This is a genomic window from Cohnella massiliensis, from assembly GCF_900169535.1.
GTDB classification, from domain to species: Bacteria; Bacillota; Bacilli; order Paenibacillales; family Paenibacillaceae; genus Cohnella; species Cohnella algarum.
In genome coordinates, this window is the sequence record NZ_LT821259.1 from 234938 (window position 1) to 252203 (window position 17266).

Below are 17266 nucleotides of genomic sequence, written 5' to 3' on the forward strand. Positions count from 1 at the left end.
TTGAAGATTGAGGCGGGCTGTGATAAAGTTGTCTTCAGAACGAAATGACCGTTTTGTTATTTTGGTCATTTTTTAGCGAAAAGAGGCGATGCGCGGTGGCTCAGGAGCGCAAAACGCCGGATCGGCGCAAGCAGGTTACCGAAGCGGCCGCCCGCTCGTTTGCCTCGTTCGGGTACAAGGCGACGACGATGGACCAGGTTGCCAAGCTTGCGAACGTCGGCAAAGGAACCATATACACGTTCTACGCGAACAAAGAAGAACTATTCGAAGTAATCATGGAGGAGCTGATCCGCGATCTGAAGGCCGCAGCCGACGAGACGCTGGATTCGTCTCTTTCGTTTGCGGACAACCTGCTCAAGGTTCTTCATCGCGTGCTCGATTTTCGCGACCGGCACGCGCTTGCGGCCAAGCTGTCCCAGGAAGTGCTCGATATCGGAACTCCGATGGCCAAACAAGGGCTGGAGAAAATCGAGCGGGCGATTATCGGCTATATCGCGAAGCATGTGGAGGCGGCGGCGGCCAAAGGGGAAATCCGTCCGTGCGACCCGCGGCTTACGGCGTACATGATGTTGAAGATGTATTTGGCGTTGACGGCGGAAGGCGCTCATCTGCACGATCCGCTTACGAAAGAGGAAGTCGTCGACAGCTTCCGATTGTACTGCATCGAAGGGTTGGCTAACCGCTGACGCTTTCTTTTTTTGGTTTTGACTGACCGAATGGTCAAATTGGTCAATTCGTATTTTTCGCAAATAATATTGTGCTTATAAACGCGGAAAGAGAAGGAGCGGGAGAAAAATGAAGAAGAAAAACCGCGGAGGAGCGGTCAAAGCCGAATACAAGCGGCTCGCCGGAAATAAAATGACGATGCTGTCGATCGCCGGCCTGGCCGTCATCCCTCTGTTATATAGCGGAATGCTGATCGGGGCTTTTTGGGATCCGTACGGCAAGCTCAACGAGCTTCCGGTGGCGGTCGTCAACCAGGATGCCGGCGCCTTCATGGACGGAAAGGAGCTTCACATCGGCCTGGATTTGACGGACGAACTGAAGGAGGACGACAGCTTCAAATGGAGTTTCACGGACGAGCGGGAGGCGATGGACGGGCTCAAGGAGCATCGCTATTCGATGGCGTTCGTCATTCCGGACGATTTTTCGCAAAAAGCGACGACGCTGGAGGAGGAGACGCCCCAGCCGGCCCAAATCGAGTACTACGTGGACGACGGGTGGAACTATTTGTCGTCCCGGATCGGGGCCGAGGCTTCGGAGAAGCTGAAAGCCGACGTCGGACAATCGGTGACGAAGGCCTACGCGCAAGCCGTGTACGATTCGGTCGGCGAAGCCGCGAGCGGATTCAGCGAGGCGAGCGAAGGGGCGTCCAAGCTTGCGGACGGGGCCGAAGAGGCGGAATCGGGCGCGGAGAAGCTGCAAGCGAATCTGGCGAAGCTGGCCGACGGCGCGTCGGAGCTGAAGCAAGGAGTCGGCCGGCTGGCCGGCGGCGCGGCCAAGCTGCAGACGGGCGCGCAGTCGGTAGCCGACGGAAGCAGGACGCTTGCGGCCGGGGCGGCGCAGCTGGCTAGCGGCGGCAGGGCCGTGGCAGCCGGGGCCGCGGACGCGGAAGAAGGGGCGAGCCGGCTGGCGTCGGGAGCCGGCGAGCTGGCCGCGAGCGGTCAGGCGCTCGCGAACGGTGCGGCCGACGCGAAGTCGGGCGGCGCCGAGCTTGCGGCCGGGGCGGCGCAGCTGGCGGCCGGGCTGGAGCAATATGCCGCGGCGAACGGCGGCATGGAGGGCGACGAGGCGTTCGCGCAGCTGCTTGCGGCGGCGAAGTCCGTCGCCGCCGGCGCGGACGCGCTGGAGCAAGGCACCGCGAGCGTGGCGGACGGCGCGGCGAAGCTCGCCGCCGGGCAGGGCGAGCTGGCGGCCGGAGCGAAGGAGCTCCAGGCCGGGCAAGCGAAGCTGCGGCAAGGGGCGGAGGCGCTGAGCGGCAAGCTGGGTGAAGCTTCCTCCGGCGCAGCGAAGCTGGCCGACGGCGCGCAGGAGGTCGCCGAAGGCGCCGCAAGCCTGAAAGGCGGATTAAGCGGCGCGGTCAAGGGAGCGAACGCGGTCGATGAAGGCGCGCGCCGCTTGGCGGACGGCACGACCGACCTGGCGGGCGGCTTGCTGAAGCTGCAGGACGGCTCGAGCGAGCTCGCCGACAAGCTGGGCGAGGCGTCCGCGCAAGCGGCGGCGGGAGCCGGCACCGACGAACAGGCGGACATGTTCGCGACCCCCGTTTCCGTTCAGGAGCACAAGCTCGCCGATATCCCGAACTACGGCACCGGCATGACGCCTTATTTCCTGGCGCTCGGCCTGTACGTCGGCGTGCTGATGTCGACCATCATCCTTCCGCTGCGGGATGCGGCCGGCCCGGTCCGCAGCGGCTTCCGCTGGTATTTGTCCAAGCTGCTGCTGTTCGCGCCCGTGGCGCTGGCGCAAACGCTGCTGGCGGATGCGCTGCTGTTGTTCGGGATCGGCCTGGAAGTGCCGAACGTGCCGATGTTCATCTTGGCCACGGCGGTCATTTCGCTTACGTTCATGACCATCGTGCAATTTTTCGTCACGCTGGCGGACAACGTCGGACGGTTCGTCGCGGTCATTTTGCTGACGCTTCAGCTTGCGGCCAGCGCCGGCACCTATCCGGCGGAGCTTCTGCCCGTCTGGCTGCAGCGAATCGGCGACTGGATGCCGATGACTTACGCGATCAATGCGCTGCGCCTGCTCATCGCGGGAGGGGGGATCGCGGAGGTTCGGACGCAGCTTTATACGCTGGGAGCATACGCCGTCGCCTTCGTCGCGCTTATTCTCGCGCTGTTTGCGGTTCGGAGCCGCCGCCGCGGCGCGGCCGGCGAGCCGGACGGCGACAACGGCGCCGGCCAAGCGCCCGCAAATGCTTGATAGATCAATGGAAGGCTGAGCGGCCGGATCCGGCTGCCGGCCTTCTTTCTTTTTCTGAGTCTAATGGCCTGATTTTTTCCCGAATTTCCCTTTATCCCTTCATTATCTCGGACGAATTGCCGATAACAATATCGGATGATGACGATAAAGAAATCAGTAGGAGGATTATTCAACCCGATGAACAGCAACGCGATTCAAGCGGTTCCGCAAAAACCGCGGCGTCCGGAGCGCATGACGACTCGTTGGATCGTCGCCCTATTGGTGGCGGCTTTATTGTGGGGCCAGGCAGGCGGGCTCGCGGCGGCGGAGGATACGATAACGGCCGTGGAACTGTCTTCGATTCCCTCGAACACGGTGTACGTAAACGAAGATTCGATCGCGTTGACCCTGTGGGCCACAGTAAGCGGCTCGACGACGAAAAAAGACGTAACCTCGGTCGCGACGTGGACTTCCTCGAATTCGGCGGTGTCCGTTAGCGGCGGCGTCGTTACGGCAAGTTCAAGCGCGAAAAATGTCGTGATTACGGGCAAATACAGCGGCTATACGGCAACCGTCACGATAAATTCGGTATATCGCTACAGCTCCATCGAGCTTCGCAAGCAGGGGGAATCGGCCGCTTTGGCCGACAAGCTGGATATCCGGCAAGGCGAATCGCTTTCGCTGAATGCCATCGGCAAGGAAACGAACGGCGGCGGAGAGACCGACGTGACCGACGAAGCGGCCTGGTCGACTTCGAACAGCAGCGTAGCCACCGTCGAGGACGGCGTCGTGACGCTGCTCGCCTCCGGCGAAGCGACCATTACAGTCAGCTATCTGGGGCGCACGGATTCGGTGAAGCTGACCGTATCTTCGCCCTATTCGAGCTTGAAGTTCGACCAAAGCGGTCCGATCGAGATGTACGTCGGCGACGACGATTACACGGGGCTCACGGTCACGGCTACGCTGAAAGCGGGCGGAACCGAAACCGTCACGGACAAGGTAACGTGGTCGAGCAGCAATACCGGCGTCGTGACGGTTGACGAAGACGGGGCCGTCACGCCGGTCGGGGTCGGCACGGCCGAGATCAAAGCGACGTATTTGGGCGTAACCGGTACGATTACGTTTGTCGTCCGGACTCCGTACGAAGCGCTGCGCATCACTCCGGAAAAAACGCTGAAGATTTCGCTGCAGGGCGGTCCGAAGGAGATCAGCGCCTACGTGCTGAACAACCTGGAGACGAAAACCGACGTGACGACGGCGGTGACCTGGACGTCCTCCAATTTGGTGACGGCAACGGTCGACATCGCGGGCGGCAAGGCGTACGTCACGCCGAAGAGCGCCGGCACGACGACGATTACGGCATCGTACAAAGGCTTGACGAAAACGCTCAACGTCACGGTGTATCCCACCATTACCGAATTGACGATCGACGAGGAAACGATCGACACGTACGCGGACGAGAGCGGCACGCTGCCTTCCGTCGGCGGCAAGACGCTTGCCGACGAAACGATCGACATCAGCGACGCGGTAACGTGGACCAGCTCGAACGATTCCGTCGTCGAGATCGAGGACGGCAAGTGGAAAGCGCTGAAAACGGGAACGGCGACGCTGACGGCGACGCTGACGAACGGCGGCGGAGACGTGCTTTCCGGGTCGTTCGAAGTCGTCGTCAACGAAAAGGTTCACCTGCTGATCCCTTCGACCGAATCGATGAGCATGATCATCGGCACGGAGGTCGCTTATCCGGAAGTGACGGTCGTCTACGAGAACGGCAATGAAGAGACGATTACGGATAAAGTGAAGTGGACCTCCTCTTCGGTCAATCTGCTCGTGAAGGAAACGACCTGGAAAGGCCTGGCGGCGGCCAAGGCGACATTGACGGGCACGTACTTGAACGCCACCGTCAAAATGACGGTAACGGTCGAGGAAGAATTCGTTTCCTTTACGATCGATCCGACGAGCATCGAGCTGACGTTGAAGAAAACGAAAAACATTAAAGTAACGGGCAAGACGAAGAGCGGCAAAAAGGTTTCGATCGCGTCCCGCATCGAATGGGCGTCGTCGGACGAAACCGTCGCGACGGTCGACGGCGCGAGAGTCAAGGCGATTGCGGAAGGCAGCGGCAAAATCACGGGCTCGATTCAAGGCAAAACGCTCACGATCCCGTTCAAGGTCACCGCGAAGCTGACCAAAATTACCGCCTCCAACGGGCCGTTGACGCTGAAGCCGGGAACTACCGGTTCCGTGAAGCTGACCGCCTTGTACGAAAACGGCAAAACGGTCGACGTGACTTCGCTCGCGACGTGGACGGCGACCAGCACGAAGGTGGCGACGGTAAACGCATCGGGCGTCGTCACGGGCGTCGCCAAAGGCAGCACGACGGTCAAAGCGAAATACGACGGCAAGACGGTCACGATACGCGTTAAAGTGGAAAAACCGTAAAAAATAGAAGCGGGATGGTCCGGATAGGTTCCGGGCCATCCCGTTTTTTGATCTCGGCGGCGGACTAGGAAGCCGGCGGCAGGATATACTAAAGCTGCATAAAAAGCCGTTACCGAGCTAAATTACGGATTGATAAAGGCGCTGTACAGCTTGGGACGGTAGACGACCTGGTAATTCAAGCCGTTCGCGATCGCGGCGAGCGGGACGTACGTTTTTTTCTCGTTTCCGACCGCTTCCAAATAGGCGGGAGCCGCCAGCGGCTGCTCGACCCCGTTGACCGCCAGCGTCTTCGAGCCGATCGTGATCGCGACCTCGCGTCCGTTCAATTTGAACAGGGCCGTCTGCGTCTTTGCGTTCCAGTCGACTTGCGCTCCCGTGGCGTCGGCCACGTCCCTGAGCGAGAGGAACGTCGTGCTGCTGCGAAGCTTCGGCTTGTTCGCGGTGGCAAGCAGCTTGCCTTTGATGTAAATGGCGGGAGCGGCGGGCGAAGCTGCCGACCCCTTGTTCGCGGCGGACAATTTTGCGTATTCGTTCCATATCGATTCGGAAAACGTTTTGGCGATTGCGTTGTAGCCGTTCTGGTTCGGGTGAATGTCCTTGTTCGCGTAAACGTGGGTAAACGAAAGCTCGAAGCCCGTAAACGCGGAGCTGACGCGAACGATGTTCAGCGGAATGTTCTCCGCCTGCAGCTTGGCCGCGAGTTCGTCCAAATCGGCCGACAATTCGCGCATATGCCCGATCAGAAGATCGTACAGCTCCGGGTTCGCCTGTCTCGGAAAAGGCAAATATTGATCCGACATATGAATGACAGCGTTCGGAGCAAGCTCGCGTACGAGCCGGACGGCCGTTTCTGCATGCTCTGCATAATTATTCAGTTTGCTTTCGATTTCCGCGTTAAGCGTCCGCGCCGCCTCTTCGGCGGGCTTTTCGAGCAGGTCGCGGACAAACGCAAGAAAATCGTTGCCCCCGATCGTTATGGCCACGAGATCGGCTTGCGCCAAATCGTCGGCCAGCTTCGCCCCCAGCGCCGCGACCGCCTCCGCTTGCTGCTCGATGCGCGGATCCGCGAAGTCCTGAATGGCCGCGGCGGGAAGCGCCTTCCGCTCCGCCGCGCCCCGGAGCTGGTTCGCCAGTCCTTCCGTTTTCAGGCCGAGAATGGCGTAATTGGCGAACTCCGCCCGGCCGTGCAGGAGCGCCTGCTCGTACAGGCGGTCGGCATAGCCGTAAACGTCGGAAGCGGCGGCGACTCCGGGCTCGTAGCCGACCCCGATGGAATCCCCCAGCACCACGATCCGATACGCGTCGGCGGAAGAGACGGCGGCGGTCGGCGCCCGATCTGCCGAATCCCCTTCCGCGGCGTTAGCCGGCAGCGCCCCCGATGCCGTCCATGCCAGCGTCCCGGCCAGCGCGACGGCGGCCAATTTGCGAAAAACGGTTCCGGCGTACAGGCCGTGTCGTTTCCGAGTCATGATCGCAAGCCTCCACTCATGAATAATTATTCGAACCCTGTCTTTTTCTGCAAACTATTGGCGAAATATTAAATTGTCATTTTCCGAACGAAGGTGTTAAAATAACATAACAATAAAAAACCATCTCAAGCCGGGTCGGACTCCGGGCTTGACCGTCGAAGCGTTTGGCCGAGGCTGCCGCTTCGACTCGTTGCGCGTTACTATTGTACCAGACTTTACGGCGAAAGGCAGTAGTTTCCGGACGGTTCGCACAAGGGGGATGGCCGCCCGGCGCTCAGCTGCCGATCGCTTTCGAGCGTTTGCGTTATAGACCCGGAAGTCGGTGCCGCCAGCGTTTGATCGTTCCTTCCTCTTCCAGATCTTCTCCTATAGAAAGGATGCGTTTTAAGATGAAAGAGCTCGTGAACGGATTGCCTCCGAAGCAGGGGATGTATGATCCGCAATACGAACGGGATGCCTGCGGCATGGGCTTCGTCGCCCATATCAAAGGCCGCAAATCGCACGAGATTATCGAGCAGGCGCTGACGCTGCTCTTTAACATGGAGCACCGGGGCGGGCAAGGAAGCGAACCGAATTCGGGCGACGGGGCGGGCCTGATGATGCAGATTCCGCACAAATTCCTGAAGAGAGAAACGTCCAAGCTCGGCATCCAGCTTCCCGAAGAAGGCCGTTATGCCGTCGGCATGGTCTTTTTGACCCAGGACGAAGGCCAGCGGGCCAAACATGAGGAAATTTTCGCCTCCATCGTCGAGCAGGAAGGGCTTCGTTTGCTCGGCTGGCGCACGCTGGCGACGGACGACAGCATGCTCGGCATTTCGGCCAAGCGCGTCAAACCGTTCGTCCGCCAGGTATACATCGAACGCGCCGCCGGACTTGCCGACGATTTGGCGTTCGAAAGAAAGCTGTACGTCGTTCGCAAGCTTGCCGAGAAGGCGATCCGCTATTCCGGAATTCCGGGCGGCGATTCGTTCTATTTTTCTAGCCTTTCGAGCAAGAAGGTCATTTACAAAGGCATGTTGACGACCGAGCAGGTCGGGCAGTTTTATTCGGAATTGCACGATCCGGACATGGAGACGGCGATCGCGCTCGTGCACTCGCGCTTTTCGACGAACACGTTCCCGAGCTGGGAGCGGGCGCATCCGTTCCATTATATGATTCACAACGGCGAGATCAACACGCTGCGCGGCAACGAAAACTGGATGCACGCCCGGCAGACGCTGTTCGAATCGGAGCTGTTCGGCGACGACCTGGAAAAGGTAAAACCGATCATCAATCACGATTTGTCCGATACGGGCAAGTTCGACAATACGTTCGAGTTTCTGTACCTGGCCGGACGTCCTCTCGCGCATTGCGCGATGATGATGGTGCCGGAGCCTTGGCAAAACGACGAGCATATGGACGACGAAAAGCGGGCGTTCTACGAATACCACAGCACGCTGATGGAGCCCTGGGACGGCCCCGCCGCCATGGGCTTTACCGACGGCGTGCAAATCGGCGCCATTTTGGACCGGAACGGCTTGCGTCCCGCGCGCTATTACGTGACGAAGGACGACCTGATCATCATGGCATCCGAGGCCGGCGTCATCGAAATTCCGCCGGAAGACATCGTGCTGAAGGACCGGCTTCGTCCGGGCCGCATGCTGCTCGTCGACACGAAGGAAGGCCGGATCGTATCCGACGAAGAGCTGAAAAAGAAAATCGTGTCCGAGTATCCGTACCGGGAGTGGCTGAACGACCACCTCGTCGATCTGGACGATCTTCCGGACGCTACCGAGCTGCCGGAAGAGGACCATGACAGCGTCCAGCAGCGCCAGCAGGCGTTCGGCTACTCGTTCGAGGATATCCGCAAGATCATCGAGCCGATGGCGTCCAGCGGCGTGGAGCCGCTCGCATCCATGGGCTACGACGCGCCGCTGGCCGTCCTGTCGGAACGTCCGCAGCGTCTGTTCAACTACTTCAAGCAGCTGTTCGCGCAGGTGACGAATCCGCCGATCGACGCCATCCGGGAGGAGATCGTAACCTCCACGTATACGACGATCGGGCCGGAGCGGAACCTGCTGAATCCGGAGCCGGAAAGCTGCCGCCACATCCGCCTCGTCTCGCCGATCGTATCGAACGAGGATTTCGCGAAGCTGCGCCATGTGCACCGTCCGGGCTTCAAGTCGATTACGCTGCCGATTTTCTTCCCGGCCGACGAAGGCGAAGCCGGGCTGGAAAGCGCGCTGAAGCTGCTCTGCGAAGCGGCCGACCGCGTCATCGAGCGCGGGCACAACATCTTGATCTTGTCCGACCGGGGCATCGATGCGGACAACGCGGCGATTCCGTCGCTGCTCGCCGTATCCGCCGTGCACCATCATCTGATCCGCAAGGGCACGCGGACGAAGGTCAGCATTTTGCTCGAATCGGGCGAACCGCGCGAAGTGCATCATTTCGCCTTGCTGCTCGGCTACGGCGTCAGCGCCGTCAACCCGTACCTGGCGTTCGAGACGCTGGACGATCTGATCCGCCAAGGCCGGCTGAAGGGCATTTCGCACGAAAAAGCCGTCAAAAATTATTTGAAAGCCGCCAATAAAGGCGTCGTCAAAGTCCTGTCGAAAATGGGGATCTCGACGATCCAATCGTACCGCGGCGCGCAAATTTTCGAAGCGATCGGCCTTCAGGAAGACCTGATCGAGAAATATTTCACGTGGACGCCTTCCCGGATCGGAGGCATCGGACTCGCGACGATCGCCGAGGAAACGCTGAAGCCGCACTGCCGCGCTTACGCGAAACAGGAAGGCGCCGAGACGGAACTCGATTCCGGCGGCGACTACCAATGGCGCAAAGACGGGGAAGACCATCTGTTCAATCCGAAGACGATTCATACGCTGCAGATGGCGACCCGCGCCAACGACTACAACCTGTATAAGAAATATTCCGCCCTCGTCCAGGGCGAATACGAGGAAATCCGCACGCTGCGGTCGCTGCTCGACTTCAAGTTCGACCAGCCGCCCGTGCCGCTCGAGGAGGTCGAGCCGGTCGAATCGATCTTCAAGCGGTTCAAATCGGGCGCGATGTCGTTCGGCTCGATCAGCAAGGAAGCGCACGAGGCGCTCGCGATCGCGATGAACCGGATCGGCGGCAAGTCGAACTCCGGCGAAGGCGGCGAGGATCCGGCCCGGTTCATTCCGGACGCGAACGGCGATTCCCGCCGCAGCGCGATCAAGCAAGTCGCTTCCGGACGCTTCGGGGTGACGAGCTATTACTTGTCCAACGCCGATGAAATCCAGATCAAAATGGCGCAAGGCGCGAAGCCGGGCGAAGGCGGCCAGCTGATGGGCCGCAAAGTGTACCCGTGGGTCGCCGAAGTGCGCGGCACGACGCCGGGCGTCGGCCTGATTTCGCCGCCGCCGCACCATGACATTTATTCGATCGAGGATTTGGCGGAGCTGATTCACGACCTGAAAAACGCGAACCCGAAAGCCCGCATCAACGTGAAGCTCGTATCGGAAGTCGGCGTCGGCACGATCGCCGCGGGCGTCGCCAAGGGCCGCGCCGACGTCATTCTGGTCAGCGGATACGACGGCGGCACCGGCGCTTCGCCGATCGGCTCGATTCGCCACGCGGGATTGCCGTGGGAGCTCGGCCTGGCGGAAACGCATCAGACGCTGATCCTGAACAATTTGCGCGACCGTGTCGTCGTCGAGACGGACGGCAAGATGATGACCGGCCGCGACATCGCGATCGCCGCCTTGCTCGGCGCCGAGGAATACGGCTTCTCGACGGCTCCGCTCGTCGTGCTCGGCTGCATCATGATGCGCGTCTGCCAGCTGGATACGTGTCCGGTCGGCGTCGCGACGCAAAATCCGGAGCTGCGCAAGAAGTTCATGGGCGACCCGGAATACGTCGTCAACTACATGCGCTTCCTGGCGGAAGAATTCCGCGAGATCATGGCGCAGCTCGGCTTCCGGACGGTCGAGGAGATGGTCGGACGCACCGATCGCCTCGACACGAAGAAAGCGATCGCGCATTTCAAGGCGCAGGGCGTCGATCTGGCCCCGCTGCTGCACATGCCGCAACTGCCGGAAGGCTCTTTCCGCTACAAAGCGAAGAGCCAAAATCACGGCCTGGAAGAGTCGCTTGACATGCAGCAGCTGCTTCAGGCGGCGGCGCCTGCCATCGAGAGCAAGCAGTCCGTCGAAGGGACGTTCCCGATCAAGAACACGAACCGCGTCGTCGGGACGATCGTCGGCCACGAGGTGACGATGAAGCACGGCAAGGACGGACTGCCGGAAGATACGATCCGGTTCCATTTCGTCGGAACCGCCGGCCAAAGCTTCGGCGCCTTTGTGCCGAAGGGCATGACGCTTTCGCTGGAAGGCGATGCGAACGACTATATCGGCAAAGGGCTGTCCGGCGGCAAAATCGTCGTCTACCCGTCGCCGAAGGCGACCTTTAAAGCCGAAGAGAACATTATTGTCGGCAATACCGCGTTTTACGGCGCGACGAACGGCGAAGCCTACATTCGCGGCGTGGCGGGCGAGCGGTTCGCGGTCCGGAACAGCGGCGCGAACGTCGTCGTCGAAGGCGTGGGCGATCACGGCTGCGAATATATGACCGGCGGGCGCGTCGTCGTCCTCGGGAACACCGGCCGCAACTTCGCGGCGGGCATGTCCGGCGGCATCGCCTACGTCATCGATTGGGACGGCGACTTCGTCAAGCGCTGCAACTTCGAGATGATCCTGCTCGAAAAGCTGGAGGACGAAACCGAAATCGCCGAAGTCCGCGGCATGGTCGAGAAGCATGTCCGCTATACGGGCAGCGAGCTCGGCGCGCGCGTGCTCGGCGAGTGGACGGAGTTCCTCCCGCGGTTCGTCAAGGTCATTCCGAAGGATTACAAGCGGATGATGGAGCAAATCGCCAAAGTTCAAGCCGAAGGCTTGAGCGGAGAGCAGGCGCTGCTCGCCGCCTTCGAAGCGAACATGCGGGATTTGTCCCGGGTCGGCGGGAATTAAATAAGTTTCGCGGCACCCCCCGGAAGGTTCGGGGGGTGTCTTTGCGTTTCGCCGCCTTTCAAGGCCGACGAAGCCCTTATGACTTGTAATCGATCCAAAGTCCCCTTTTTTCTCTCTTAAAATATGGAAAAATGGTAAGTATTCTGGTTAAATTCCGTGGAAACGACAACAATGTTCAACATTCTTCGCGGCGCTTCTGTTATAGAATAAGGGTAGTCGGTGTTTTTTTTTTGAGGTTAGAAAAATGAGGGGATTGGGTGGAAATGGAGAGAAACGAAAGTGTTTCGAAAGAATCGAACAAAAGGAACGAATCCATTCAACCATTGGAACTCGACATCCGAAAAATCATGATTCAGATGGGCATCCGTGAGGAACGACGTCTGGAAGCGCTGCAGATGATTACATACAAGAGCGATGAGCCGCGATAACGAGTCAAACAAAAAAACTCCAAGGACGGATGAAAGGATCCGAAACGATCCGTCGCCTTAGAGATTTTTGTATCCGAAAGTTCGTTTATTGGTTTAATTGGCGTTCCGCTCTGACGAAGGCGATGAATCGCCTGGCCTCCTCCGGCGAAAGCTTGCGGCCGTCAATCGTAAGGGAGAAGCGTTCGAGCAGTTCCTGATCGGAGAGCTCAAGATCTTCGACGAACTGCCGAACGTCCGTCTCCAACGTCGAATTCGGATTTTGGGTACGGCCTACCAGGTAATCCAGAGAAACTTTGAAAATGTCCGCGATTTTCGTCAGCGTCTCCGTATCGGGCTCTCTTCTGTTTTTCTCATAGTGGGAAAGGGCTGCGCGCGATATTCCGAGGGAAGACGAGAGCTCCTCCTGGGTCCAGCCTTGTTTCTCCCTAAGGAATGCAATACGGCTGCCGATATTCATTAATTGTCCCCCCTTAGGCGTTTCTCTTGTTCAATCATAATACGAATAGTAAACAATTTCATTGATTGCGACGAAACGTCGCAACGCTTAATCGTTAGTATGATCCGTAAGGATGACGATTAAACCTGCACGACATCAAAAAAGTAAGCAAGTATAATTATGATGTTTCTGTAGCACAAATGTCAAAAAAAACCTTGACTAGATACGAAATGTATCATAAATTCAAAGTAGGATTATGATACATATGGTATCGGAGTGAAGGCCGTTGGACTTTGCCGCTGATGAAGACGAACTGAATTACCGGGATTGCCTTCCGATCAAAATTTATCATCTGGTTGCGGATATTTCGATCAAAAAAATTCAGGAAAAAGAAATCCGCAGCAACAAGCAAAAGGTGTTGTTGAAGGAAATCAGCTTCAAAGGCTGCCGATTCCAGACCTTTTTGCGGATTCCCGCGCGCGATGACGTCGAATGGATGCTGGAGATCCAACTGGGGCTGCATACGGTCCGGTTAACCTCCGTTATCGAAAATTTCCGCGAAGAAGAAGGGCTGTTCGTATATTCCGCCTGCTGGAGGCTGACGAGCAGCGAGCAGCAAAATTTCGAATACAAGCTTAACGAATATTTGCGAACGGTGTTGGTTTCGAATCGACGGATATTGGAACTATATCGCGAAATTAGCGAGAGACACGGGTAAGGTCGCGGCCGGAAACGGAACAACCCGTATGAAGGGAACCCGTCACCATAGCGAAAGGCCAGCCGTCAGCTGCGGCTGGCCTTTTACGCGATACGGACGTTAACTCCCCATCTGATATTCCAACAGCGTTCGGAACGTACCCTTTTTGTCATTGGAAAGCTGAACATATCCTCCTTGTTCGACGATTCGGCCGTTTTCCAAAACGACGACCTGGTCCGAGTTGCGGATGGTGGAAAGGCGATGGGCGATGACAATGATGGTCATGCTTCCCTTCAGCCGTTCCAGGGCCGCTTGAATTTTCGCTTCGTTCTCGTGATCCAACGCGCTGGTGGCTTCGTCCAGGATGAGAATTTCCGGCTTTTTCAAAATTGCCCGCGCCAGCACGATCCGTTGACGCTCGCCCCCCGACAGCCGCGTTCCCCGATCGCCGATGACGGTATCGACGCCGTTGGGAAGGTTCCGTACGAATTCGTCGGATGCGGCAAATCGCAAAGCTTCCCAAATCTCCGTTTCCGTCGCATCGGGCTTCACCATCAGCAGGTTTTCGCGGATGCTGGCGTTAAACAGGAACGGGTCCTGCGAAACGTAACCGATCGATTGCCGGTACGAAGGAATCGTTTCATCGGTAATGGCCGCGCCATCGACGAGCAGCCGGCCCCGCTCGGGCCGGAGCAGACCGGTAAGGATATCGATCAGCGTGCTTTTCCCCGCGCCGGACTTGCCGACGACGGCGGTCATTTGATTGGCGGCGATTCGCAGCGAGATGTCGTTCAATGCGTAGACGGGCGAATCGGGATCGTAGCGAAAGCAAATTCCGCTGCATTCGATCCCTTGCGCGACGGGCAGCGGCCGAACCGGGGATTCCGTTTCCGCCGGAAACCGTTCGTTATGAAGCTTGCACTCGTTAAGCAAATCGTCCAGGCTCTTGAAAGCGGGAAGCACGGAGCCGAGCTGCTGGATATTGTTCTGAATGGAAATGACGAAGGGCCATAACCGGATGAAAATGAGGACGATCAAAATTAACTGCTCGATTTCGACTTGATAGAGCACGCGGGCGATAAAAATAAACGCAACCATGAGCAGCGCGGATACGACGTTGTAGAAAAACTTCGTATTCATTTGCAGTTGAACGAAACGGGTCACGTTTCGCTCGATCTGCACGCTGACGGACTGAAACCAATTCAGATGGGAAACCTCAAGCCGGTTGCTTTTTATATCTTTGATCCCGTTCAACTGATCCGAAAGTCCCGAAAAATAGTCCAAGGAGAGCTCCGTCGTTTGTTTGCCGAGCCGCTTGGCCTTCGACACGCCCTTGCGCGAGAAGTACGCAAGAATCAAGCCGCTGATCAGAACGAACGAGGTAAGGGCGGCGGACGACCAGAAGGCGATTCCGATTTGAATCGTACAAAAGATCAAGGCCGAAACGAAGCCCAGAATCAGGGATACGCCTTGGGCGACGCGCCCGATTTCGGTCGTCAACAGTTGATTGAAATCGGATTTTCTTTTTTTAAGGAAAAACTCCCAATTGGCTTGCAGCAGCGCCCCGTAGGCTTTCACCTTGAGATGCCGGCTGAAGCCTTGCTGAATCCGGGTATCCAGCAGCACCTGATTCCGCTGCAGGAGCGTTTGTCCGATCGTGAGCAGCAGATAGATCGCCAGGACGATCGGCAAATTGATATCGATCGTAAACGCGCTTAACGACTCGAACAAGGATGAAACCAACGGAATATTTCCGAACTGAATGCTGGAGACGCCGACAAAATGAAGCATCGGAATCAGGAGCAGCAGCCCGATCCCGTTCGCGAGACTGCTGAGCAGCATCGTAAAAAGGTTAAGATAAAGTTTGAATCCGGCAAAGGCATGCAGCTGCTTCCAAAGGTTTACGATGAGTTTCATGTGGGAATCCCTTTCGTTTCCGGCATCCGTTGGCCGAATTTGGCGACAACGGTATACTGCTCCAGCCCTCCGGCTCCGGTAAGAATCAGTCCGCCGCTGCGGAGCCAGGCGTGCGCCACCAATTTGCCCGATGGGTCCCGGGCCGTTCCCATATAAAGCGTGCTGCCGATTCGCCGCCGCTGCAGCATTTTCATGCCGGCGATCGCCGAAACCAGGCACTTGCTTTCCCACCACGTATGCTTGCTGGCGACCCGAATCGCCTGGGATATTTGCAGGGCGATCCTTTCGTTCGCGAGGTTGCGGTCGTAGGAGGTTTCCGTCATCGGCTCCCCCAGCATCGGCGCGACCCGCGAAAAGGGCAGCGCCTTCAGGATGCGGGCCCAGCCCAAGTAGAGAAGGGCTTCCAACAGAAGCTTCTTCTTATCGGAGCGAAGGGAGAGAAACTTTTTCCATTTCCTCATTGCCGTTTACTCCGCTTGAATCAGCTGTTCGTCGACAAGACGCTGCAGGAAGGAAATCACATGCTGCTCGCATGACAGCGGATCAACGTCGTATTCCTGAACGAGGGTATCGACAATGCGTCTGACCGTCGTCGGGGTTTGAAGGAGCTCCCAAATCCTTCCCCCCGTTTCCCCCAGGTTGTAGTAGTTGCCGTTCCGGATGCTCATCATCACTTTTTCGCCGGACATATCGCTCGTCACGTGCCCTTGAACCTGGCAAACCGTGGTGTCCGGCTGTATTGCGGCAAGGTCCTTCATAACACGATACTCTCCTTTTCGACGGTTTGAAGAATGCGGCCCGGCAGCTCGTGCAGGGTATATTCGCCGGAAGAACGAGTCAGCCGGTAAATCGGAGTCGCGCGCGCGATCGCGACCGACGCGTCGAAGTGCCATTGCTCCAGATGCAAGGGAGCGATCAAAAAGTTGCGGTACGTATGGTAACGCAATAGCGGCAAGCTTTCGAGGCGTTCGACGGGATGCAGCTGCACGCCCGATTGCTTGGCCGCCGTCAACTCGAAAATTCCCGCCAGCGGGATCGGCTCGCTCGCGAATTTCGAAACGACGGGAATGCCGAATTTGTCCGCTTTGTTCCATAAAGGACGATATTCGCTTGCCTGGATCTCAAGCAAGGAGATGCTTTCTTGCCATAGCTTCTGCTGCGGATAAGCCGGAATGACGTGCGGAACGCCTCCGGCTTCCGGCAAAACGGAAACCGCAATGACGTCGTCGGTCAGGAGGGAATACCCTCGTTCGACGAAGGCAGCCGCGAGCGTGGATTTTCCGGCGCCCGAATTTCCGACGATCGCGTAGGCTCTGCCTCCGATCACGATTGCGCTGCCGTGAAGCGGAAGAATCCTTTTTTGAAACAGAACGGCTCCCATGCAGCTCCCGAGTATGTAAAGGCGAACGAGTCGTTCGTCGACGCCGGGCAGCGGGCAAACGCCGATTTTACGGCCGTCGCTGATCGAAGCGATGGCGACGTCGGGAAAATGAAAAAGAACCCGGTTATCCTGGACCCGATAAATGCGATTGGCCGTTTCCTCTTCCTTCCATGCGTCCAGTAGATCGGCCATTCCGATTTCGATATCCGCAGGGCCGCGGTCGGAACCGGGAAGCAGCTCCGGAAACTCGATCTCGCTGGCGATCCGGAAGCCGAAAGCGGTATAGCGGAATTTAGGTTCGAAACGAATGAATACCACCGCCTCAGTCGGTCATGAAATAGACGGCCCTTATCCCGAAAACTGAAGGCATAAGGGCCGCTTGAAGCTTAGAAACTACGATTAGGAAGCCAGAATAGGACCGGTGTTGCCGCCCGTCTGCTTACCGTCGTCATAGAGATCGGCGTCGAGTTGGGAACCAACCCAAACCCAGTCCACATTCGTCGAACCCGTTCCAAGCATCGTTTCCCGAACGTTAAGTACTTCTATTTGCGGCTCTTTCCACATTTTTTTCATCGATTTCACCTCCTTTCACGCT

13 protein-coding genes are annotated in these 17266 nt (G+C 58.0%); 6 read left to right on the forward strand and 7 right to left on the reverse strand.

Annotation, left to right across the window (positions count from 1 at the left end; genetic code table 11):
* Positions 1-95 precede the first annotated feature (95 nt).
* The 3 genes from B7E11_RS14965 (at position 96) to B7E11_RS14975 (ending at position 5349) form a co-directional block, all read left to right on the forward strand.
* On the forward strand, positions 96-686 hold the full coding sequence (locus B7E11_RS14965) for a TetR/AcrR family transcriptional regulator (RefSeq protein WP_245809737.1): 591 nt from the start codon (positions 96-98) through the stop codon (positions 684-686).
* A gap of 109 nt (positions 687-795) precedes the next feature.
* Positions 796-2928 (forward strand): YhgE/Pip domain-containing protein, encoded by a 2133-nt coding sequence (locus tag B7E11_RS14970; protein ID WP_080836045.1) that lies wholly within the window; start codon positions 796-798, stop codon positions 2926-2928.
* A 177-nt stretch (positions 2929-3105) separates the two neighbouring features.
* Entirely contained in the window at positions 3106-5349 is a 2244-nt protein-coding gene (locus tag B7E11_RS14975) for an Ig-like domain-containing protein (protein WP_176220770.1), read from the forward strand.
* 122 nt (positions 5350-5471) lie between these two features.
* On the opposite strand, the gene B7E11_RS14980 is transcribed toward B7E11_RS14975, so the two are convergent.
* Positions 5472-6818 carry an SGNH/GDSL hydrolase family protein gene (locus B7E11_RS14980; RefSeq protein WP_080836048.1) on the reverse strand — a complete coding sequence of 449 codons (1347 nt, stop codon included), beginning with the start codon at positions 6816-6818 and terminating at the stop codon, positions 5472-5474.
* 389 nt (positions 6819-7207) lie between these two features.
* Between B7E11_RS14980 and gltB the strand changes: the two genes are divergently transcribed.
* Together gltB and B7E11_RS29605 are read left to right on the forward strand one after the other, a co-directional pair.
* A complete protein-coding gene (gene gltB / locus B7E11_RS14985; protein WP_080836050.1) occupies positions 7208-11812 on the forward strand; it encodes a glutamate synthase large subunit in 4605 nt (1534 codons plus the stop codon).
* Between the two features lie 263 nt (positions 11813-12075).
* Positions 12076-12240, forward strand: coding sequence for a hypothetical protein (locus B7E11_RS29605; RefSeq protein ID WP_176220771.1), 165 nt, complete (start codon positions 12076-12078; stop codon positions 12238-12240).
* A gap of 85 nt (positions 12241-12325) precedes the next feature.
* Here B7E11_RS29605 and B7E11_RS14990 read toward each other — a convergent pair whose 3' ends face one another.
* On the reverse strand, positions 12326-12697 hold the full coding sequence (locus B7E11_RS14990; RefSeq protein ID WP_080836052.1) for a helix-turn-helix domain-containing protein: 372 nt from the start codon (positions 12695-12697) through the stop codon (positions 12326-12328).
* A 265-nt stretch (positions 12698-12962) separates the two neighbouring features.
* On the opposite strand from B7E11_RS14990, the gene B7E11_RS14995 reads away from it, so the two are divergent.
* A complete protein-coding gene (locus B7E11_RS14995; RefSeq protein WP_080836054.1) occupies positions 12963-13394 on the forward strand; it encodes a hypothetical protein in 432 nt (143 codons plus the stop codon).
* A 99-nt stretch (positions 13395-13493) separates the two neighbouring features.
* On the opposite strand, the gene B7E11_RS15000 is transcribed toward B7E11_RS14995, so the two are convergent.
* The 5 genes from B7E11_RS15000 to B7E11_RS30670 all read right to left on the reverse strand — a co-directional run bounded on the left by B7E11_RS15000 (position 13494) and on the right by B7E11_RS30670 (position 17244).
* A complete protein-coding gene (locus B7E11_RS15000; RefSeq protein WP_080836056.1) occupies positions 13494-15290 on the reverse strand; it encodes an ABC transporter ATP-binding protein in 1797 nt (598 codons plus the stop codon).
* Entirely contained in the window at positions 15287-15751 is a 465-nt protein-coding gene (locus tag B7E11_RS15005) for a lasso peptide biosynthesis B2 protein (protein ID WP_080836058.1), read from the reverse strand. Before B7E11_RS15005 ends, B7E11_RS15000 begins: the two co-directional genes overlap by 4 nt.
* Before the next feature lie 6 nt (positions 15752-15757).
* On the reverse strand, positions 15758-16048 hold the full coding sequence (locus B7E11_RS15010; protein ID WP_080836059.1) for a lasso peptide biosynthesis PqqD family chaperone: 291 nt from the start codon (positions 16046-16048) through the stop codon (positions 15758-15760).
* Positions 16045-16989, reverse strand: a complete 945-nt coding sequence (locus tag B7E11_RS15015; RefSeq protein WP_245809738.1) for a phosphoenolpyruvate carboxykinase (ATP) — start codon at positions 16987-16989, stop codon at positions 16045-16047. The genes B7E11_RS15010 and B7E11_RS15015 overlap by 4 nt, the downstream gene beginning before the upstream one ends.
* 81 nt (positions 16990-17070) lie before the next feature.
* Positions 17071-17244, reverse strand: coding sequence for a paeninodin family lasso peptide (locus B7E11_RS30670; RefSeq protein ID WP_139787213.1), 174 nt, complete (start codon positions 17242-17244; stop codon positions 17071-17073).
* Positions 17245-17266 lie beyond the last annotated feature (22 nt).